This window comes from Anabaenopsis arnoldii (assembly GCF_028331025.1).
In the GTDB taxonomy this organism is placed as follows: domain Bacteria; phylum Cyanobacteriota; class Cyanobacteriia; order Cyanobacteriales; family Nostocaceae; genus Anabaenopsis; species Anabaenopsis arnoldii.
Map to the genome: position 1 here is coordinate 1 of NZ_JAQMUH010000104.1, position 20,210 is coordinate 20,210.

20 protein-coding genes are annotated in these 20,210 nt (G+C 41.5%); 6 read left to right on the forward strand and 14 right to left on the reverse strand.

The genetic code is table 11. The features are described 5' to 3' along the window. The coding region (locus PN457_RS09450) for a hypothetical protein (RefSeq protein ID WP_271732904.1) at window positions 1-212 on the forward strand (212 nt) is incomplete at its 5' end. Window positions 213-525: 313 nt separating this feature from the next. Here the strand turns inward: PN457_RS09450 and PN457_RS09455 are convergent. From PN457_RS09455 to phnC, 5 genes are all read right to left on the reverse strand, one after another. Continuing rightward, a complete protein-coding gene (locus tag PN457_RS09455) occupies window positions 526-1,176 on the reverse strand; it encodes a class I SAM-dependent methyltransferase (protein ID WP_271732906.1) in 651 nt (216 codons plus the stop codon). A gap of 312 nt (window positions 1,177-1,488) precedes the next feature. Continuing rightward, entirely contained in the window at window positions 1,489-2,484 is a 996-nt protein-coding gene (locus tag PN457_RS09460) for a phosphonate dehydrogenase (RefSeq protein WP_271732907.1), read from the reverse strand. A gap of 9 nt (window positions 2,485-2,493) precedes the next feature. Beyond that, the gene (gene phnE, locus PN457_RS09465) at window positions 2,494-3,303 is read right to left on the reverse strand and encodes a phosphonate ABC transporter, permease protein PhnE (protein WP_271732909.1); all 810 of its coding nucleotides are present in this window, start codon (window positions 3,301-3,303) and stop codon (window positions 2,494-2,496) included. 106 nt (window positions 3,304-3,409) lie between these two features. Then, the gene (gene phnD, locus PN457_RS09470) at window positions 3,410-4,312 is read right to left on the reverse strand and encodes a phosphate/phosphite/phosphonate ABC transporter substrate-binding protein (RefSeq protein ID WP_271732911.1); all 903 of its coding nucleotides are present in this window, start codon (window positions 4,310-4,312) and stop codon (window positions 3,410-3,412) included. Between the two features lie 75 nt (window positions 4,313-4,387). Next, on the reverse strand, window positions 4,388-5,185 hold the full coding sequence (gene phnC, locus PN457_RS09475) for a phosphonate ABC transporter ATP-binding protein (protein ID WP_271732913.1): 798 nt from the start codon (window positions 5,183-5,185) through the stop codon (window positions 4,388-4,390). Window positions 5,186-5,549: 364 nt separating this feature from the next. Here phnC and lgt point away from each other — a divergent pair, with 364 nt between their 5' ends. The 3 genes from lgt (at window position 5,550) to PN457_RS09490 (ending at window position 7,854) form a co-directional block, all read left to right on the forward strand. Beyond that, window positions 5,550-6,428 (forward strand): prolipoprotein diacylglyceryl transferase, encoded by an 879-nt coding sequence (gene lgt / locus PN457_RS09480; protein ID WP_271732915.1) that lies wholly within the window; start codon window positions 5,550-5,552, stop codon window positions 6,426-6,428. 174 nt (window positions 6,429-6,602) lie between these two features. After that, window positions 6,603-7,409 (forward strand): precorrin-4 C(11)-methyltransferase, encoded by an 807-nt coding sequence (gene cobM, locus PN457_RS09485; protein ID WP_271732917.1) that lies wholly within the window; start codon window positions 6,603-6,605, stop codon window positions 7,407-7,409. 91 nt (window positions 7,410-7,500) lie between these two features. Then, complete coding sequence (locus PN457_RS09490) at window positions 7,501-7,854, forward strand: phenylpyruvate tautomerase MIF-related protein (protein ID WP_271732919.1); 354 nt, start codon at window positions 7,501-7,503, stop codon at window positions 7,852-7,854. Window positions 7,855-7,916: 62 nt separating this feature from the next. Here the strand turns inward: PN457_RS09490 and PN457_RS09495 are convergent, their stop codons facing one another. From PN457_RS09495 to PN457_RS09530, 8 genes are all read right to left on the reverse strand, one after another. Continuing rightward, a complete protein-coding gene (locus PN457_RS09495; RefSeq protein WP_271732921.1) occupies window positions 7,917-8,381 on the reverse strand; it encodes a VOC family protein in 465 nt (154 codons plus the stop codon). 27 nt (window positions 8,382-8,408) lie between these two features. After that, complete coding sequence (locus PN457_RS09500; RefSeq protein ID WP_271732923.1) at window positions 8,409-9,428, reverse strand: aldo/keto reductase; 1,020 nt, start codon at window positions 9,426-9,428, stop codon at window positions 8,409-8,411. 50 nt (window positions 9,429-9,478) lie between these two features. Continuing rightward, entirely contained in the window at window positions 9,479-9,814 is a 336-nt protein-coding gene (gene petJ / locus PN457_RS09505) for a cytochrome c6 PetJ (protein ID WP_271732925.1), read from the reverse strand. 56 nt (window positions 9,815-9,870) lie between these two features. Continuing rightward, the gene (locus tag PN457_RS09510; RefSeq protein ID WP_271732926.1) at window positions 9,871-10,188 is read right to left on the reverse strand and encodes a hypothetical protein; all 318 of its coding nucleotides are present in this window, start codon (window positions 10,186-10,188) and stop codon (window positions 9,871-9,873) included. A 127-nt stretch (window positions 10,189-10,315) separates the two neighbouring features. Beyond that, on the reverse strand, window positions 10,316-11,239 hold the full coding sequence (locus PN457_RS09515) for a tetratricopeptide repeat protein (protein ID WP_271732928.1): 924 nt from the start codon (window positions 11,237-11,239) through the stop codon (window positions 10,316-10,318). 282 nt (window positions 11,240-11,521) lie between these two features. Beyond that, a complete protein-coding gene (petJ, locus tag PN457_RS09520) occupies window positions 11,522-11,854 on the reverse strand; it encodes a cytochrome c6 PetJ (protein WP_271732929.1) in 333 nt (110 codons plus the stop codon). Window positions 11,855-11,995: 141 nt separating this feature from the next. After that, the gene (locus PN457_RS09525) at window positions 11,996-12,490 is read right to left on the reverse strand and encodes a GNAT family N-acetyltransferase (RefSeq protein ID WP_271732930.1); all 495 of its coding nucleotides are present in this window, start codon (window positions 12,488-12,490) and stop codon (window positions 11,996-11,998) included. 499 nt (window positions 12,491-12,989) lie between these two features. Further along, on the reverse strand, window positions 12,990-14,159 hold the full coding sequence (locus PN457_RS09530; RefSeq protein WP_271732931.1) for an RpoD/SigA family RNA polymerase sigma factor: 1,170 nt from the start codon (window positions 14,157-14,159) through the stop codon (window positions 12,990-12,992). A 787-nt stretch (window positions 14,160-14,946) separates the two neighbouring features. Between PN457_RS09530 and priA the strand changes: the two genes are divergently transcribed. Further along, on the forward strand, window positions 14,947-17,448 hold the full coding sequence (priA, locus tag PN457_RS09535) for a primosomal protein N' (protein WP_271732932.1): 2,502 nt from the start codon (window positions 14,947-14,949) through the stop codon (window positions 17,446-17,448). A gap of 78 nt (window positions 17,449-17,526) precedes the next feature. Here priA and PN457_RS09540 read toward each other — a convergent pair whose 3' ends face one another. Further along, window positions 17,527-17,895, reverse strand: coding sequence for a hypothetical protein (locus PN457_RS09540; protein WP_271732934.1), 369 nt, complete (start codon window positions 17,893-17,895; stop codon window positions 17,527-17,529). 595 nt (window positions 17,896-18,490) lie between these two features. Between PN457_RS09540 and kdpA the strand changes: the two genes are divergently transcribed. Further along, complete coding sequence (gene kdpA, locus PN457_RS09545) at window positions 18,491-20,194, forward strand: potassium-transporting ATPase subunit KdpA (RefSeq protein ID WP_271732936.1); 1,704 nt, start codon at window positions 18,491-18,493, stop codon at window positions 20,192-20,194. Window positions 20,195-20,210: the final 16 nt, after the last annotated feature.

Consider the following 20,210-nt stretch of genomic DNA (forward strand, 5'->3'; position numbering starts at 1 on the left):
AGACAGCAGCCAATAATTCTGGGCAAACCACCATCAATTCTACCCTTCTCAATGCTACCGCCGCCGCTATCGGTCAAGATAGATTTGGCGCTTTTGTTTTGGGAGGTAACACTTATATTCAGGGTACTAATCAAACGACTAACTTTGAGGATGATTTACTGCTGAGAATCAATGGTACCTTTACTTTAACTACTGCTGACTTTATCCTTTAAATCATAACCTATGCGATCGCTCTTAGCTGACTAATTAGGGCGATCGCCCTCACAGATGGTAATTCTGGTGGTAACCTATGCGATCGCTCTTAGCTAACTAATTAGGGCGATCGCCCTCACAGATGGTAATTCTGGTGGTGCGGTGGTGGGATATGGGTTTACAGCATTTTTCATGCTAGCCAGGGAATCAATTCCCTGTCTGATAGCTGAAGTCCACTAAAAGTGGACTGGTGGGTTACCTAAGCTGCTTTGGGTTTAGGAAAGTGACGTAGGTTTTGTTACAATTAGTAAAGTTTATATTTACAAAAAAGCCTTATGGAGTTATGGGCTGAGTTACATAATTTTGTGGTTTAGCTTCAGCAATCATGATTCCCCAAACCAAACTAAAATGAAATTTAGTTGTACGCTCTATATTAAACTGTGCTGAAGTTAGTAAACTATGAAACTGTTTTTGGGTGTAACACCCCTTGTAAGCAGGGTCAACAAACTTCAATATAAAATCACATATTTGACAGGATAAATAATCTTTACACCAATCTAAAATAAGTAGTTTACCTTCTGGTTTTAAAACCCGTCTTATTTCCAATAATGCCCCATGAGGATCATCAAAATAATGAAATGCACTGGCGGATATGATTACATCAAAACTGTTATTTAGGAATGGTAAATTTGACACACTTGCATTCTGAAATGAAACATGAGAATAAGTACGACATTTCTGTTTAGCGACTAGGAGCATTGCTGGGGAAATGTCTACTGCAGTAATTATTTGCTGTGGATTTTCGGTTAGTAATAATTGCTCAAACTCTCCGGTTCCACAGCCCACATCAAGGACTGTTGCTTCTGGTGCAATGTCTGCCCAATTTTTTAAAACAGATAATGTCTTGGTAATGTAAGTATTCCAACGCCGGTCATATAAATCTGCTATCTGGTCATATTGTTGGCGAATTAGTGTTTCACTCATAGGTATTTTTTGTGAGATGGTGAATATAGCATTTCCCATGCTCGTGAGGTACAATTTTTTTTAGCTTGAGGGAACAGGGAACAGGGAACAGGGAATAGGGAATAGGGAATAGGGAATAGGGAATAGGGAATTGGTGTGTACTTCATGAGCCTGAAAAAGGCTATATCAATATTGTTGGTACAAGTTTAGGTTGATTTATTCAACAACATTTGAGTAAATTGGTGGACTGGACTATTAAAAGATAAGCTACTGCCCCAGATCACAAATAATTCCTTTACAATCAGCTTTTTGATTTTGGAGTTTACTGCAGTACTAGCCCCTGAGACAATTAACTGCCCCCTGTGGCTTTTCACCTTGCAGGGCTTGCAGAATATTTTGGGCGGCTTCTAGGGCGATGTCCCGCCGTAGCTCGTCAACCGCAGATCCAATATGGGGAGTGAGAAAAGTTTGATTGGTGTTTTCTAATAATGACTGGGGTATGCTGTGGGGTCGATCGCTACGATGCCAGTCTTCCATTTCAAACACATCGGCAGCATAGCCCCCTAAGTGTCCAGATTCCAAAGCTTGACACACGGCCTGCTCATCCACTACGGAACCACGACCGGGGTTAATTAAAAAGCTACCCGGCTTCATTTTAGCTAAGGTGTTGGCGTTGATTAAATGAAAGGTTCCTGGTTGCAGAGGTACTACCAAGACAACAAAATCACTTACCTCTATTAAGGTATCAAAAGATACTCTTACTAAATTCGCCATTTCCTCTTGTTCCGGTGTTAAAGCCACCGGATCGCTGTACAGTAACCGCATCTCAAAACCTGCTAGACGTTGAGCGATCGCTTTGCCTAATGCACCCATACCGACAATTCCCAAGGTACGATTTGCTAGCCCTAGGCTGTAAAGTTGGGGTCGCCAACCAGCAAATTTACCCCTGCGCATCAGGCGATCGCCTACTAGCATCTGTCGTGATAAGCCAATTAATAACCCAATAGCAATTTCCGCAGTAGGTGCCGACAACAAAGAAGGCACAATTGTAAACCATACACCACAACGGGTACAGGCATCAACATCAAAATTATCGTAGCCTTTCAGAGCTGCTGCAATTACTTTTAGCTGGGGACACTCCCGCAAAAAAGCTTCATCAATGCTGTCCGGCATAAATACCATCAATCCGTCGGCATTTTTAGCCCTTTGGAGAATTTCCTCACGAGATAAAGATTCTTGATGGGGATTAGCAATCACCTCACAATGAGGTTCAAGAAGTTCAATCACTTCTGGATGTACCCAGTTTGTAATCACAACCTTTGGTTTCATAGCATTTCCTCAAGCTAAACGTCTGCGCAAATAGCCACTGAAACTATCTACCAATATCACCATCATCAAAATGACGAGTAGGATTGCTGATACTTCTGTATACCTAAGTATACGTAAAGAACCAATTAATTCAAACCCTATACCCCCAGCACCCACTGCACCCATAATAGTAGAAGCGCGAAAGTTATATTCCCAACGATATAAGGTTACATCCAGGATTTGCGGCAAAACTTGGGGTAAAATGCTGTGATATATTACCTGGATCTTGTTTGCACCAGCCGCCTGTGCTGCTTCGATTGGTGCTGAGTTTACGTGTTCGATGTACTCAGCAAAAAACTTACCCACCATCCCAATTGAATGAAACCCAACTGCTAATGCTCCTGGTAATGCACCAAACCCCACCGCAGCTACCAAAATAATCCCCATAATCAGTTCTGGTATAGCCCGTAAAGCATTGAGAATCAGACGCGCCACCTGAAACACAAATGGATGGGGTGTAGTATTACCAGCTGCTAATAGTGATAATGGTAGAGAAAAAGCAACTGCGATCGCAGTTCCCGCAACACTCATCGCCAAGGTATCAAACAGGGGCTTAATCCAGTTGATAGCCAAACTAAAATCTGGCGGTAGCATTTGGCTAACTAAATTGATCCCACTGGGCACACCTTCAGCCAATCTTTCCCAATCAAAAAGACCAACTAATAAGCAAGATATGAGCACAATCACTACAACAGTAGCTACTTGCAGTAAATGCTTATATCTGTGTTGTCTTTGTTGTTTTAACAGAGGTTCAAATCTTTGATAACTATTGGTTGCCATAAAACTCCGTCAAATGGTTAGCAGTAACCCCGCAAAAGCAAGATATTATTTGACAGTCATATTTTTACACCCAGAAATTTATAATCTGGTTTCAAATAAGTCCCTATTAATTTAACTTTTGAAAATCTAGATTCAAGGTTTTACCTAAATTTCTAACTACATCATACTCTTGATCTGTAATTGCACCAAAACCATCTGCTTTAAAAGCTTTGAGAATTTCTTCATCCTTGAGTTCAATAAATGCTGCACTAATTTGTGTCTTTAGCTCTGGCTTCAAATCTGAGCGCATTGTCCAAGGATATTGAGGAAATGGTTCTGATTCTGCCAAGACTTTGACTTTGTTAGTATCGATAACTTTTCGCTCGATTAAAGATTCAAAAATAGGTTGACTCAATCCCCCTATTTGAGCATTGTTATTTTGAACTGCGACAGCAACTGCATCATGAGAACCAACAAAGACTTCTTCATAATCTTTTTTCGGTTGTAACCCCTTGTCAAGCATCATTGATTTGGGAATTAAATGACTAGAAGTAGAAGCTTGATCACCATAGGCTACTGTTTTTCCTGACGCTTGATCAAGAGAATTTACACCACTTTTTACACTAGCAATAATCACTGATTTATAGGTAGTTTCACCATCCTTCTTTAAAGCTGCGAAGGGTTCAATATTACTTTTAGTTTTAGCTAAAACATAGGAAAGTGGTCCAAAGTAAGCTAGTTCTAAACGTCGATTACTTGCGGCTTCAATCATTGAAGAATAGTCAGTTGTTACAACCAATTCAATATCTTTCCCTAACTTTTCTTCTAAATATTTTTCTAAACCCTGATTATTTTTGATGACAGTTGAAGCATTTTCATCTGGTAAAAGAGCTACCCTTAAAGTATCGGGATCAGATACACTAGGGTCAACCTCAGTATTCGTAGCAGTGTTGTTAGGTGCTTGACAGCCAACCAAGGCTAACACGACTACAGCAACAGATGTGAGTATTTTTTTTTGAATGGCGATCATGGTAGAAGTTCTCCTGATATATCAAATGGTATTAGTGTGTAAACTCTTGTGGGATTGAGGTCGGGAAATAATATGTTATCCTTTGCTTTGTGTATGAGGGGCTTTGCCAAATTGCTCCTCGATATCTAGGTGAATATTTTCGGTTTTGCCATAAATACGATTAAGTTCGTACTCCTCAATGTCTGCGGCATTACCATCAAAAACTATATGACCTTGAGATATTCCAATTATCCTGTCTGCATAGGTTTTAGCTAAATCTACTTGGTGTAAACTCATAATCGCCGTGATGCCGTCTTCTTGACAAATTTGACATAGAAAAGAAATCACCTTGTGAGAACTAGCAGGGTCAAGGCTCGCCACCGGCTCATCTGCCAGAATTAACCTTGGTTGTTGCGCCAAAGCACGCGCAATACCTACCCGTTGCTGTTGACCACCACTGAGATTATCTACCCGTGCTAAAGCTTTATTTAACAGTCCTACCCTCTCTAAACACTCCAAGGCTATATATTTGTCAGCTTTGGGTAATGGGAAAAAGCTCCTGAGAGTTGAGTGATAGGCTAAACGACCGGTCAGCACATTTTGTAGTGCAGTTTGTCTACCAATTAATTGGTGCTGCTGAAAAATCATCCCTGTGCGCTGGCGATGCTGATGCAGCACCTTGGGTTCATTGAGTTTCCCCCAACCTTCTACTGTGATAGACCCTGCTGTTGGTTTGATTAGTCCATTTAAACACCTTAACAAGGTTGATTTACCCGAACCTGAAGCTCCCAAGATGACTGTAAATTCCCCAGGGTTAAAGTTTAAAGAAACTGACTGGAGGGCTTGAACTCCCCCAGGATAAGTTAAACTCAAGCGATCGAGCTGAATTATCATCCTAGGAAAATTCCCCTATCCTACAGAATCCACAAGCACTTGATTTCAAAATTTAATCAAAACTCCACTTCAATAACCACAGGTTATTGCTTTTATTTAAAGTTTGGGTTAATAATTGATTTCTTTTAGGTTAAAAAAAAATATTGGCTATCTTCCGCGAGCAAGAGGATTCACCTTATATTAGTTTTCGCAGTGACGGAAGTTAACAGATAATAGATAATAGACTGTGGGTTTTGCCTAAACTTACTCTGTCAGCAGAATCTCAGTGTCTTTAGACCTGAGAGTGTCAATGGAATCTCTATGAAGCAAGAATCCCCCCGCTTATAGCCCTGGGGAGTGTCAAGCATCACGACTCGTAATTTACATGGGACTGGATATTTACACTTTGCCTTTAGCATTTGAATTTACTTCTCCTGGCCCGGTTATCCTGGACATTGGGCCTATCAGTATCCGCTGGTATGGATTGTTAATTGCCATAGCAGTCATCATCGGTGTGAGCCTTTCCCAGTATCTAGCAAAGCGCCGTCATGTTAATCCAGAATTGATTGCTGATTTATCAATTTGGTTAGTGATTGGGGCGATTCCCGCAGCGCGGCTTTATTATGTTTTGTTTCAATGGTCAGAATATCAGCAGCATCCAGAGAGGATTATCGCTATTTGGCAAGGAGGTATTGCGATTCACGGAGCGATTATCGGTGGTACTTTAGCAGCTTTAATCTTTGCTAAACTCAATAGAGTTTCTTTTTGGCAATTAGCTGATTTAGTGGCCCCTTCCCTAATTTTAGGACAAGCAATTGGACGTTGGGGGAACTTCTTTAACTCCGAAGCCTTTGGTCGTCCTACTAATTTACCTTGGAAGCTATATATTCCCCCACAAAACCGTCCTTTAGCTTTAGTTAATTTTGAATATTTTCATCCCACATTTCTCTACGAATCCCTGTGGAATTTAATAGTATTCGCTTTGCTGATTACTTTATTTTTCCGGGGTTTATCTGGGAAATCACCCTGGCGCTTAGGGACAATATTTTTATTTTATGTGGTGGGCTACAGTTTAGGACGCTTCTGGATTGAAGGGTTTCGCATTGATAGTTTAATGCTGGGATCCCTTCGTATTGCACAAGTTGTCAGTTTAATTGCTATTGTGCTGGGACTAGCTGGATTAGCTTGGCTCTACTTATTTAAACGCCCTTTACCTGATTTAATTCCGCCTCCCCATCGGGATGAAGGAATGAGGGATATATAGGGAAATGGAAAAAATGCCCCAGAGTAAACTCTAGGGCCTAACCAGGGTGCATCTACCATTCATCTCTACTAATAATTAGGGAGCAATCCGGAACTTTAGGGCAAAAATCCCAAAAAAAAGTTTTTCGCATTTATATCTCGCGTAAATTACAGAAAATAAGTCATTATTATTTGTATGAAAAATAATCTAGATATGACCCAGCCAGCAGTTTATATTGTGGGAGCAGGTCCAGGAGATCCCGATTTATTAACAGTCAAGGCCCAGAAACTCTTGTCCCTTGCAGATGTAATTTTATTTGCGGATTCTTTAATACCGGAAGAAATTGTAAATTTATGTCGAGAAGATGCGGAAATTATTCCCACTGCAAATAAGACCTTAGAGGAAATTCTAGCACTGATGATTGCAGCAGTGCGATCGGATAAATCTGTAGTCCGTCTCCATTCGGGAGATCCCAGCCTTTACAGTGCTATCTATGAGCAAATGCAACTCTTAGGGGAGGCTAATATCCCCTTTGAGATCATCCCTGGTATTAGCGCCTTTCAAGCTGCAGCGGCGAAGCTGAAAATTGAGTTAACGGTACCCGGTTTAGTTCAAACCATTATTCTCACCCGTTCGAGTGGACGTACCCACGTTCCCCCTTCGGAGGAATTAGCTGCCCTAGCAGCACATCAAGCTAGTCTGTGTTTATATCTAAGTGCGCGTCACATAGAAACCGCCCAAGCCAAACTTTTAGCACATTATCCCCAGGACACCCCAGTAGCAATTTGCTTTCGCATTGGTTGGCCTGATGAGAAAATCATGGTTGTCCCTCTGGGGGAAATGGCAAACTGTACCCATGAAGAAAAGCTAATTCGTACCACACTTTACGTCATTAGTCCCGCACTTTCACCCGCACAACGTCCATGGGCTACGCCCCTAGTTCGGAGATCCCGTTTATACCATCCCGAACATAGTCATATATTTCGCTCATCTCATGATTAAACATCTGTGAGCTATATCTATTTCACCCGGAGTCCGATAAAGTTAAATATATGCACAATATGCACAAAAACTGTAACTTTAACTCAATACCATGCCTTTAATCAAAGTCCAAACTTCTGTATCTATGCCTCACAAAGCAGATGTTGAAAGCATGCTGAAAAACTTATCTAGCAAGTTAGCACAACATTTAGGCAAACCTGAATCTTACGTGATGACCTCCTTTGAGTCCGGTATTCCTATGACCTTTGCAGGGACTACAGACCCGGCTTGCTATATTGAAATTAAAAGTATAGGCACTATGAAACATCAGCAAACTCAAGCCATGACCCATGAGTTTTGCCAAAAGATTCACCATTATTTAGGTGTCCCAGAAAATCGGATTTATATAGAATTTGTGGATGTTAAGGCTACAATGTGGGGTTGGAACAACTCAACTTTTGGTTAGTTAAGATGCTACCCTGCGAGTTTTGCTTCAGCAGGGTGTACCCACCAGACTAGTTGATATTTTCAACCTGATGTAGGATTGCAGCGAATTTCTAACATAAACCCGTCGGGATCATAAAAGTATACACCTTTACCTGTAGGACGAGTCACAGGGCCATGGGCGATCGCAATGTGATTTTCTCTGAGGACTGTGAGAGCTGACTCAAATAATTGCGGATCTATGTCAAAGGCGAGATGGTATGCTCTGGTAAAGGTTTTTTCTGGATTGGGATCTGGTGGTGATAATTCCGGTGTCCAGAATAAATCTAAAATTGTCCCATCGGGGGTGACAAAGTTAGCGACTTTCCCTGTATTCACCAGTTCTACTAAGGTGGCTGGTACTTCCTCCCCTGTGAGTTCATGTAAACCTAAGATGGTACCGTAAAAGTACCGAGAAGCTTGCATATCCTGGACATTGAGGGCAATATGATGGATAGAACGGAGATTCCCGCCTATAAGGCTGGGTTTGGCGGTAGTGCTAGGTTGCATACTAGAAACTGCTCCTGTTGGTTATAGTTATCGCCGATACTCGTCGCCGCAGTCGCCAATTAATTGATATAAATCCCGTGACTGGCTGCAAATAGAATTAATGCGATCGCTTTCCTGTGTATCTAGGGTAAAACTAAATATTTTTCCATTGTCTTCTATGTGTTCAGATATACCTAATCTTGCGCCAATGATCACACCTCCTACAGATGGCTGATCTAAAATATAACGTGTGGCTACGTTAGAAATACTGACATTATGAGCCTGAGCAATTTGCTTGAGTGTAGATAGCAGCTCTTGAAATAACTGCCAATTACCCCAAGCATCTACCATATTTTTATACTTTCTTAAGCTAACTGTAGCTAATTCACTTCCTCGCGGTTCTGATTTACCCAAATATTTCTCTGATAACAAACCACCGCACAGAGAACCGTAAGTAAAGAGTTTGATATCATGGTCTTGACAAAAGTTAACCATATGCACTAAGGGGCGGCGGTCAACTAGAGAAAATTGTACTTGATTAGAAACTATTTTAATCCCTGCATCGACAATAATTTTCAGGTGTTCGGTATCAAAGTTAGTTAAGGCTAAATGCTTAATCTTACCCTCAGTTTGCAGTTCTGCCATATACTTAAGGGCATCTAGATAATTTGTATCTCGATATTCCCACCAATGAAACTGCATTAGGTCTAAAGATCCTACATCCATCCTTTTGAGGGAGATGTTGATATTTTCCTCTACGAGCTTTTTGGTCATTTTTCCCGGACGGGGTACCCATTTAGTGAAGGCTTGGATCTGAGCTAAAGCCTGTTCACCACGGGTTTTAATGACTTGACGGCGAAACTCACCAATAAAATCTTCCGCCGGGCCATAATGGTCTGCTAAGTCCCAAGTGGTAAAACCTGCATCCACGTATTGAAACATGGTGTCTATTGCGGTTTTGGGGTGAATGCGTCCGTGTCCGCCGGAAACTTGCCACATCCCATTTAAAATGCGACAAATATTTAGGTCGGGGGTGAATTGCAGTCGGCTTTGTGGTGGTAATAGCATATTTTTAATCTTTGATTTTTATACAAACTTGAGATAGCAGTTGTGGGTGTTTAACGCCAACCGGTTTCGGCTTGTTGGAGTACATAGTACCCTACTGCTTGTATTTCCTCTGGGGTGAGACGGTCTTGGTAGGCTGACATATTATTTTTGCCGTTGGTGACTATAGATGTGACTGCTTCTATGGTGTTCATACCATATTTTTCTAGGGCGGGCTTTTTCAAGTTTTTTCCCCGTCGGATAATGTTACCGCCGTTGATATGACATCCGGCACAATGAATACTAAAAATTTCTGCACCATGATTGATGTCTGCTGCCATCACAGGGAAGGTAAGAGTATTTATGAATAGGAATATTGTGGTTATCGGCAATATGAGTAGTCTGTGCACAAAATTACTCCGAATACTGAATACTGATGTGGCTATCAATATCATAGGGGAGCTTGTCAACCTACGCTAATGAGCAGGTAAGATACCCGCTCACAAAAGGTGTCTTGTTTGTCAAAGTCTTCTCTGAGGCGTTCTTGCACGCTACTATTTAGGTATTGATAAACTGCGATCGCTTGATTTCTCGGTAGCTTATAGAAGGCTTCAGCCTGCCAACCACAGGGAAGTTTAGTGATTTCTGTGGCTATGTCGGTTATTGTTTGATCACCGAATATATTTTGATTCTCCTGGATGTTCCCTTGTTCAGGCAATGGTAACGGTGGAGCATCCTCCCCAGTTTCCACTTCTTCGCAGGAGTCCATCGATGAGTCATACATAGGATGGGATAATTAATCTTTTTGATGGTCACTCATATCAATAGTAACAAGTATTATCACTAATGTTGAACAGACTTAATATATTTCTACCTCTAGCTAGAAATATTTTCTTGCTGATTAAATTTCTTTAAGGGTATAACAGGGCGATTTCCGTGAGCAATTCGATTTTTTGTTGCCAATTGTGAAGTAAGTCGATAGTTATTTTATAGGCGATACTTTTTCCTTGATTTTGAAAGTATTCAGATGCTTTTTTCAGGTCGGCGATCGCCCCTTGATGATATCCTAAATCATATCGAGCTATACCCCGATTTAGGTAAGCTGGGGCATAGCCAGGCTGAAGTTTGATAACTTGGGAAAAATTACGGATCGCACTCAGGTTATTACCATTTCTCCCCTCAGCACAACCCCGATTAAAGTAAGCTCTATGATCCTGGTCATTGAGGCGAATTGCTCGATTAAAGTCGAGGATAGCAGCTGGATAGTTTTGTAAGAGTAAGTAGGCTAAACCCCGATCATTGTAGATTTCGGCGAGTAATAAACTTGTGCTTGAGGGAATTTGAGTTAGGGCTAAATTATAATCAGCAATAGCTTGGGAGTATTTTCCCTCACCGGTACGGGCTAGACCCCGGTTGTAGTAAGCTCGAAAATCAACAGGCTCAAGAGCGATCGCCCGATTATAATCGGCTATGGCTGCTGGATCATCCCCTTGTCTGTAGTGTGCTAGTCCTCGTAGTAAATAGGCTTCCCTATTATCTGGAGCTAAATTTATGACCTGATTGCAATCTATAATTGCTTGGTGGTAATCTTGTGATTGCACATGAGTTTGACATCCATCAAGAGCTAAAGCATCATTTGCCTGAAGTGGCTGCAGTTGGTGAAAATTTTCTGCGGCTGGCTGGTCATTACCACTGTGCATATTATTTACATCCAGACTGATAAAAACACTGGCTGTAGGTCTATTGACAATTGGCAAGGAATATGCAATGGTATTGGAACAATTGAGGAGAAAAGCCAGCCCGAGAGTCAGGAATAATCGCCAAAAAGAAGTCATAAACATCCTGGTTAACAATTTTGTCCTTGGATTTAACGGCGCAAAAATCACCCCTAATTGTTAAATTTCTCACTAAGATTTGAGTGAACTAACACCATAAGCGAGGCACAGCATTTGAGATGCTTGGTTACCAATTGTAAGAAAAGCATTCCCTAATGCTGATACAGCAAAAGGGATAGCGATCGCAGCCGTTACACCAAAGGTGATACCTTTATAGAGATAAAACCATTAACGGTGGTTACAGTAGGAGATTGTAGTAGTTTGTCTGAAATGAAAAGATAACTACCAACCTTTATCTGCTTGTTCTAGGACATAAGCAGATACATCAGAAATCTGTTCTGGTTTTAAACGAGCCTTAAAAGCTGGCATAGCACCTTTGCCGTTTGTAACTTGACTAATAATCGCCTCTTGGGAGTACATACCGTATTTTTCTAAATCACCCTTTTTCAAACTTTTATTAGCTTGAACCAAATTTCTCCCACCAGCATGACAAGCAGCACAATTAGCACCGAATATTTTAGCTCCACTAATAGTATCTGCTGCTAAAGCTGGACTACTAAAGGCAAAGGTGAAGATAGTTATGCTTAGAAGTATCAGAGAAATAATTTTTTTCATCTTGTGTTCTCCTGAAAAACGGTTAATTGCGGACAAGACCTTTCACAATTATTGTGAGTTCAATCAATTGCCCCCGTCAAAAGACAATCTGTCAAACTTGATTGTGAAGAAAATCTATGAAAGAGATTTTAATTCCTACTTTCAACCTCGATGGGCTAACTTTTGCATCGCATCTTCTGTGACCCGACAAATGCGCCAATCATCCAAAATAGCCGCCCCCATACTGCGGTAGAATGCTTGCGCCGACTCATTCCAATCCAGTACACTCCATTCCAAGCGTCCACAATTGCGCTCTACAGCTATTTGCGCTACTTTAGACAAAAGAGCCTTACCAACACCTTGACGGCGGTATTCTGGTAAAACAAACAAATCTTCTAAGTAAATTCCCGGCTTGGTCAAGAAGGTGGAATAATTGTGAAGGAAAAGCGCAAAACCAACCACTTTGCCTGTATATTCTGCGAGTATTGCCTCAATGTACTTTGGAGAGCCAAATAGATGCTCCTCAAGAGCCGAAGCATTACCAGTGACAGCGTGAGATAATTTTTCGTACTCAGCTAGCCCCTGAATTAAATTAAACAGTACTTTGGTATCAGAGGGTTCGGCAAAACGTAAAATCAAATTCTCAGAACAAGTCATTAATTTATCATGTATAGTCCATAGTCCATAGTCTATAGCGAATTTTTTGATTAGTTGGGTTAATCCGGTGCTGATAACAATTTTGGATAAGATGCGCCTAAATACCTAAATATATGAGCAACTCAAAAGGAGCCAAAGTATAGCAATCCTAAATGATTCATGAACAATTTCTGTTCCCTGTTCCCTGTTCCCTGTTCCCTGTTCCCTTTCCTCACTCATAATTTCTCAAGTCAAATAGGATGACTATAGAAACAGACAGAAAGCCCAGCTTAACAAGAATGCAAGATTTAATTGTTAGGTACTATGTTCGCAGTTAGGGGACATAGGGTTTGAGATGTTGGTTATCCTGACCTGATGACTCACGGGTAAACAGATGAGTTGGCTTTCACCCCTGGCCTGGTAGCTGGTGTGGACTAGCCATATAGTGAGAAATTGGCAAATACACTGCTGTTGGTGGTGAGGTTTTTTGCTTACCTTATTTATAATTATCGATTAGGAATTAAATTAACCATCCCTTTAGGCGCTTGGCGATATGAGGACGGCGTAACTTGCGCATGGCTTTACTTTGAATTTGTCGTACTCGTTCACGGGACAAATTGAACATATTACCAACTTCTTCTAAGGTACAGGGTTCGCTGGTTGTCAAACCGTAGCGTAAAGATATTACGTCTTTCTCTCTGGGGGTTAGGACATCACCCAAGACATCCCAAATCTCCTGACGCATCATGTTTTCATTCATTTTTGCTTCTGGAGACAGGTTATCTTCGTCTTCGAGCAAGTCCATTAGTTCTGTGTCTTCCTCTTTACCTACACGGTGATTGAGAGAAAGTGCTTGTCGCCTTAATTGTTGCAATTGGCGCAGTTGTTGGACACTAATTTCCAACGCTTGGGCCATTTCGGCTTCGTTGGGATTCCGAGAGAGTTTTTGCTTGAGTTCTCTTTGGGCTTTTTTGAGCTTGTTGAGTTTCTCAACAATGTGAATGGGTAAACGGATGGTTCGCGCATCATTGGCGATCGCGCGGGTAATTGCTTGTCTAATCCACCAGTAGGCGTAAGTGGAAAATTTATAACCTTTGTCTGGGTCAAATTTTTCTGTAGCACGATTTAGACCCATGGCACCCTCCTGGATTAAATCCAGAAACGGGACACCGCGATTCAGGTATCGTTTAGCAATGGACACCACTAATCTCAGGTTGGAGCGAATCATTTTACGTTTCGCTACTCGACCTTGGTATAAGCGGCTTTCTAGTTGCTTTTCTGTCATTTCTAGCCGGGAGGCTACTTGTACCTTACTGGTTGGCTGTCCCAGTTCTAATTCCAATGCAGCTTGGATCTCCCTTACTTCCTCGAGAAACCTAACTCGCCGGGCTAACTCTACCTCTTCTTCGGGTTTTAACAGGGGATAACGCGCCATTTCTTTAAAAAACGCGCCTACAGCATCATCATGCTCAGTTTTGTTGTATCCTGAAGGCCTGGCTGCAGCCATGTCATCCCCATCACGTTCCTCTGATTCCAGATTTTCGATGATTGGGGGTTCTGACTCTACCATTGATTCTAAAAGTTCCAGTGAGTTTTCTTCATGTTCGACAGTGGTTTCTAGTATTTCCATTGTTCCCAATTCAGCAATGTTCATAGTTTCCTTTAGGGATTTTTGCTTTGTTTGGTACATAATTTCATGACACGCTGCTTCAAGCTTGGTAGTTTTCCCTAACCAACAAATGCACCCCTTTGTCAGAAAAATATACACGGAAAGCTAATTGCTTATTCATTAGTGAAAATCAGCCCCTACCCGCTTTTTCTTGGTTCCTGTTTGATAGAACCTCTAAGAAGTACTGGTTTTGGCCCCCAGAAACTATGTTCTCAGGTTCCAACACAAATATTCCTGAGTTTTCCTCAATCCCCGAATCTGTCAAATGCCCTCAACCTTTATCCACCTTAACAAATATAAAAAACTCAGGTAAATACCCCCTAGCGTTAATCTTTTATAAGTTACATAACTTTTTCTGCTTCATCGGTGAGAATTTACTACATAAATCATCATCTGGCTTTGGGTTCGGTGCTGATTTCAGCGAGCTTCCTAAAGGACATGGTTTGACTAGTCTAATTTTGGGAAATAGTTTATTTGTATAAAAGCATCTCATATGTACCAAGGGTTGAATATCTATCAAGGGGATGAAAAACACTATATCCTATTTAGTAGTTAGTCAGACCATTTCCGGAATCCCTGGAAAGATAATTGGATTTTTTATAGAGGATTTTAAATATTTATGCCACGAATTGTTAAGACAAAATTGTCTGGTACATTACATAACTGGGAAATCATCAAGTATTATGGAGAGAAAAGTATGATCAAATACATTTTACCTCTGAGAAATAAAAATCTTTGATAAACCTGTGTGCCGCCCAAACAATTAAGTAGAAATCAGACATAAAATTGTTGACAAAGTAGCAGAATTATGTATAAAACTCAAATAAAATCGCTGCATTTACTGGTGGCTGAACCTGGAGAAACTTACCAATCAGCAAATGTGAATCGATGGATTGAAGTGTTGGTAGACTGTCCAGGAACTACGGGACTTTTTACTTATAGATTGCCGAGGGAGTTAAAAGTAAAACCAGGTGATATTTTAAGTGTACCATTTGGTACTCAAAAAGTAGGAGCGATCGCCATTCGTTTATTGGCAGAACTAAATATTGATCTACCACCAGAAAAAATCAAGGATGTAGAAGAGATAGTCAGCGAAGGGTTCTTCCCCAAAAGTTATTGGGAATTATTAAATCGAGTAGCTGCATATTACTATACGCCTTTAATTCAGGTGATCCGGGTAGCGTTACCACCGGGATTACTAGGGCGATCGCAACGTCGGCTCCGCTTAGTTGGGGATGCAGAAATAAAAAGACAAATCTCCTCAGATTTAACTTTCCTTAGTCCCCCAGCCCAACAAATTTTCAACCTTTTACAAGGTCAATCAGCAGGAGACTATAGCCTAGTGTACTTGCAACAAAAAGTCAGAACAGCGTACAAAGGTGTGCGGGAGTTGTTGCGATTTGGGTTAGTAGAAAGTTATTTAGAAGCACCGCGACTCAATCGACCAAAACTACAGAAAGCTGTTACCTTGATTGGCACGATTGATGATAATTTAACCGAGCGTCAACAAGAAATTCTGGAAGTATTACGGCGGCGTGGGGGGGAATTGTGGCAGAGTGAACTATTACAAACTTGTAATGCTAGTTCTTCGATCCTGAAGACTATGGTACAAAAAGGTTACATTGTCATCGAAGAAAAAGAAGTGCTGCGAACAGAACAGGGACTAGCACTAGCACAAGATCACCCCAAAACCTTAAATCCTCACCAAGCAAATGCATTAAAAAATATTCAAGGTTTGAATGGTTTTGCTCAAGTCTTGTTACATGGGATTACAGGTTCTGGGAAAACAGAGGTATATTTACAAGCGATCGCACCTCTACTAAAGCAAGGAAAATCCGCCCTGGTATTAGTTCCAGAAATTGGACTTACACCCCAACTAACAGACCGTTTTCGGGCTCGTTTCGGAGCTAAAGTTAGCGTTTATCATAGTGGTCTTTCGGAAGGGGAACGTTATGACACCTGGCGACAAATGCTCACCGGGGAACCGCAAATAGTCATCGGGACTCGTAGCGCGATTTTTGCGCCTTTGCCAAATTTAGGTTTAATCATCCTAGACGAAGAACACGACAGCAGCTTTAAACAAGATTCTCCCATTCCTACCTACCATGCGCGCACCGTCGCCCAATGGCGGGGGGAATTAGAAAATTGTCCCTTAGTTTTAGGTTCTGCTACCCCTTCGTTAGAAAGTTGGGTCGGTCTGACAAACCCCTCTACACCAATTCCTAGTTATTACCTCTCCCTTCCCGAACGGATTAATTCTCGCCCATTACCACCGGTGGAATTGGTGGATATGCGGCTAGAGTTACAGATGGGAAATCGTTCTATATTTAGTAGGTCGCTACAATCAGCTTTACATCAGCTAGAAGAGAAGCAACAACAGGGAATTTTATTTATCCATCGCCGGGGACACAGTACTTTTGTGTCTTGTCGCAGTTGTGGTTATGTGATGGAATGTCCCCATTGTGATGTGTCGCTGTCCTATCACCAGACTGAAGAGGGAGCGCCGCAGTTACTACGCTGTCATTACTGTAACTATACGCGATTGCATCCTCAACAATGCCCTGAATGTGGTTCACCTTATCTGAAATTCTTTGGTAGCGGTACTCAACGTGTCGCCCAAGAATTAGCAAGACAGTTTCCGCAGTTAAGTTATATTCGTTTTGATAGCGATACCACCCGTAATAAAGGCGCACACCGTACCCTACTAACTCGATTTGCTAAGGGTGAAGCCCATTTATTAGTAGGAACACAAATGATTACCAAGGGTTTAGATTTACCCCAAGTGACACTGGTGGGTGTGGTTTCTGCTGATGGTTTGCTGCATTTATCAGATTATCGCGCCAGTGAACGCGCATTTCAAACTCTAACCCAAGTAGCAGGCCGTGCGGGTAGGGGGGATGATGTGGGTAGGGTGATTGTGCAAACTTACACCCCAGAGCATCCGGTAATTGGGGCGGTACAACAACATGATTATCAGTGTTTTTGTCAAACTGAATTAGAGCAACGCCAAGCACTTAATTATCCTCCTTATGGGAGATTGATTTTATTGCGCTTGAGTAGTTTAGATGTGATTCAAGTCCAGAATACGGCGCAAATTATCGCTACAGCTTTAAGTTCTCAGCCAGGATTTGATATCCTTGGACCAGCACCGGCTAGTGTCATGCGGGTAGCTAACCGTTATCGCTGGCAAATATTACTCAAGTTTGCCCCAGATGTGCTACCAAAATTACCTGACTGGGAGTCAGTGCGATCGCTTTGTCCTGATGCTGTGAGTTTAACTATAGATGTAGATCCATTAAATATTATGTGAATTATGTGAAACTTTGAAAGATGTAGCAGTTATCAAACTGCTACACATGGGAGATATGGGGTAGGAAGTGTTTCAATACTAGATAAATTCTTCCCCAGTCCATACTTCATTGATGTGAGTCATCCAGGGTATACCTTCATTGACTGGAGAACTAACGCTAATTTTAGCTTGGTTGGCAAATCGTTTTAACTGGTTGGCTAAATAAGGAATAGTAGTCATGATGTGCTGATAACTTTTAATATCATGACAGACTAAAATTAACATGAGAATGCCGCTATTGACCTTGAAATACCAGTGACAGCTGGATAACAAAATGCGTACTGTAGGCTTACAAGCCAAGAAAAAGCTTTTTTTGGTGGCTTCTTCTAGTTGACTCAGCCAAATGCAGCTCATTTGCATTGTTTTTGGGGATGGCAAATCATCGGGAGATAAATATGGTTGATACATAGTAACTCTGGCATTATTCAAAAGATTAAAAACCTAAATCCTGCTGAATGATCTGTAAATAATTACCTAAAGACCAAATCCAGCCGGTAGGCTCCAGACTCCATGAACTTTTGATTTAAGCTCCGTTCACCCCTTTACAAACTTTATATAATCCATCAGATATTATTGCTAATTTTCCTCATATTTCCTTAGTGTTTAATCCATATAAGTTAATATTTTGAGGGAACACACCGAATAGGGAATAGGGAATTGGTGTGTACTTCATGAGCCTGAAAAAGGCTTTAATACTATTTTGATATGAATAGGTGGCTGAGTTGTTGTGGGGTGAGTATTTGCTCCTGTTCCTCCATCCAGACTTGAAGCTGTGGGGGGTTGAGACCCCTCATAGCTTGATGTGGGGGAGTTAGAAAAACAAGTTTTTTAATCTCCATATCAGAGTAGATTTTCAGTATTTCTGACGGAAACTTGAAAAAGAATATGAAAAATAGTAATAAGGGAGAAACCAAATCATTTCGGGTTATATATTAAGAGACCGGGGAGTATGGGTTTTATATGTATAAAATCTATCATTGAAATTGAGTTGGGTGCGAAATAGATGGGACAAAGTTTTTTGCAAATCGGCGTAACGCTGTGTATTGTGATAGCGATCGTGCCAGTTTTGGGAAGGTACATGGCGCGTGTTTTCCTGGGAGAAAGAACGCTGCTGGACTGGTTCATCAACCCTATAGAGCGTAGCTGCTTAGTTTTAATCGGTGTGGGTAGCAAAGATGATGCCTACGGCGGTAAGCCGCAGACGGTTGGGGAATATATTCGCGCAGTGCTGTACAGCAACCTGTGCATGGGTACTTTAGTATACCTGATAATATTCTATCAGAGATTACTACCTTGGAATCCCAATGATTTTGATGCGCCTAGCTGGGATATATTGCTGCACACAGTTGTTTCATTTGTGACTAATACTGGACAGCAACACTACACTGGTGAAACAACCTTAAGTTATTTTAGCCAAGTAGCAGCTTTAGGCTTTTTGATGTTTACCTCAGCCGCTACAGGTTTAGCGGTAGGAATTGCTTTTATTCGGGGGTTAACAGGCAAAAAATTAGGGAACTTTTACGTTGATGTCACTCGTGCCATCACGAGGATATTACTACCAATGTCAATTATAGGGGCGATCGCTCTAGTTTTCTGCGGTGTGCCGCAAACATTAGCTGGAACCCTGGTTGTAGAAACCTTAGAGGGAAGAACCCAATATATTGCTAGGGGGCCAGTAGCCTCGTTTGAGATGATTAAAATGTTGGGTGATAACGGCGGCGGTTTTTTTGGCGTTAACTCAGCCCACCCCTATGAAAATCCCAATGGGGCTGCTAATTTAATCGAAACCATGGCCATGATTGCCATTCCTGCATCTTTAATTTACACCTATGGCATATTTGCCAAAAATATGAAACAGGCCTGGCTGCTGTTCTGGATGGGATTTGTAGCCTTGATGATTCTGATTTGGGTGACAGTAACCGGAGAACAACAGGGTAATCCCCTGGTAAATGGCACATTGGGAATAGAACAGCCGAATTTAGAGGGCAAAGAAATTCGATTGGGTTGGGTAGAAACAGCACTCTGGGCGGTGATGACTACAGCCACCATGTGCGGTGCGGTGAACGGGATGCATGATTCATTGATGCCCGCAGGATTATTTTCCACTTTATCGAGCTTATTCCTGCGCATTATCTGGGGAGGTCAGGGAACTGGGACAGCTTACCTATTTACTTACCTAATTTTGACTCTGTTCTTAGTAGGGTTAATAGTGGGGCGCACTCCACAATTTTTAGGGCGGAAAATTGAAAGAAGAGAAATCATCCTTGGTAGTGTGGTGGTGCTGATTTATCCCATTGTGGTTTTAATTCCCAGTGCCATTACATTAGCTTATCCTGTTTCCCTGTCTGGAATTACTAACCCTGGATTTCACGGCATTTCCCAAGTAGTTTATGAATATGCGGCTGCTGGTGCCAATAATGGGTCTAGTTTACAGGGATTGGATAATAACACCCTGTGGTGGAATTTAAGTACCTGTTTAAGTATGTTTGCTGGGCGTTACATTCCGATTATTGCCATTTTGCTGTTAGCTGACGGTATATCTCGTAAACCAAAAGCAGTAGAAACCGGTATTACCCTCAAAACAGATTCGCTTTTATTTACCGTAGCGACGGCTGGATTAGTGGTGATTTTGGCAATGCTGGCTTTCTTGCCAGTATTGGCGTTGGGCCCGATTGCCGAGGGTTTCAAACTAGCTGCGGCTAGTTAGAAGATTGGTTATTAGT

What these genes read in the sequence shown, in the direction of transcription:
- PN457_RS09455 (WP_271732906.1), bottom strand. Translation starts at nt 1,176, where the DNA reads ATGAGTGAAACACTAATTCGCCAACAATATGACCAGATAGCAGATTTA.
- PN457_RS09460 (WP_271732907.1), bottom strand. Translation starts at nt 2,484, where the DNA reads ATGAAACCAAAGGTTGTGATTACAAACTGGGTACATCCAGAAGTGATT.
- phnE (WP_271732909.1), bottom strand. Translation starts at nt 3,303, where the DNA reads ATGGCAACCAATAGTTATCAAAGATTTGAACCTCTGTTAAAACAACAA.
- phnD (WP_271732911.1), bottom strand. Translation starts at nt 4,312, where the DNA reads ATGATCGCCATTCAAAAAAAAATACTCACATCTGTTGCTGTAGTCGTG.
- phnC (WP_271732913.1), bottom strand. Translation starts at nt 5,185, where the DNA reads ATGATAATTCAGCTCGATCGCTTGAGTTTAACTTATCCTGGGGGAGTT.
- lgt (WP_271732915.1), top strand. Translation starts at nt 5,550, where the DNA reads ATGGGACTGGATATTTACACTTTGCCTTTAGCATTTGAATTTACTTCT.
- cobM (WP_271732917.1), top strand. Translation starts at nt 6,603, where the DNA reads ATGAAAAATAATCTAGATATGACCCAGCCAGCAGTTTATATTGTGGGA.
- PN457_RS09490 (WP_271732919.1), top strand. Translation starts at nt 7,501, where the DNA reads ATGCCTTTAATCAAAGTCCAAACTTCTGTATCTATGCCTCACAAAGCA.
- PN457_RS09495 (WP_271732921.1), bottom strand. Translation starts at nt 8,381, where the DNA reads ATGCAACCTAGCACTACCGCCAAACCCAGCCTTATAGGCGGGAATCTC.
- PN457_RS09500 (WP_271732923.1), bottom strand. Translation starts at nt 9,428, where the DNA reads ATGCTATTACCACCACAAAGCCGACTGCAATTCACCCCCGACCTAAAT.
- PN457_RS09510 (WP_271732926.1), bottom strand. Translation starts at nt 10,188, where the DNA reads ATGTATGACTCATCGATGGACTCCTGCGAAGAAGTGGAAACTGGGGAG.
- PN457_RS09515 (WP_271732928.1), bottom strand. Translation starts at nt 11,239, where the DNA reads ATGACTTCTTTTTGGCGATTATTCCTGACTCTCGGGCTGGCTTTTCTC.
- petJ (WP_271732929.1), bottom strand. Translation starts at nt 11,854, where the DNA reads ATGAAAAAAATTATTTCTCTGATACTTCTAAGCATAACTATCTTCACC.
- PN457_RS09525 (WP_271732930.1), bottom strand. Translation starts at nt 12,490, where the DNA reads ATGACTTGTTCTGAGAATTTGATTTTACGTTTTGCCGAACCCTCTGAT.
- PN457_RS09530 (WP_271732931.1), bottom strand. Translation starts at nt 14,159, where the DNA reads ATGTACCAAACAAAGCAAAAATCCCTAAAGGAAACTATGAACATTGCT.
- priA (WP_271732932.1), top strand. Translation starts at nt 14,947, where the DNA reads ATGTATAAAACTCAAATAAAATCGCTGCATTTACTGGTGGCTGAACCT.
- PN457_RS09540 (WP_271732934.1), bottom strand. Translation starts at nt 17,895, where the DNA reads ATGTATCAACCATATTTATCTCCCGATGATTTGCCATCCCCAAAAACA.
- kdpA (WP_271732936.1), top strand. Translation starts at nt 18,491, where the DNA reads ATGGGACAAAGTTTTTTGCAAATCGGCGTAACGCTGTGTATTGTGATA.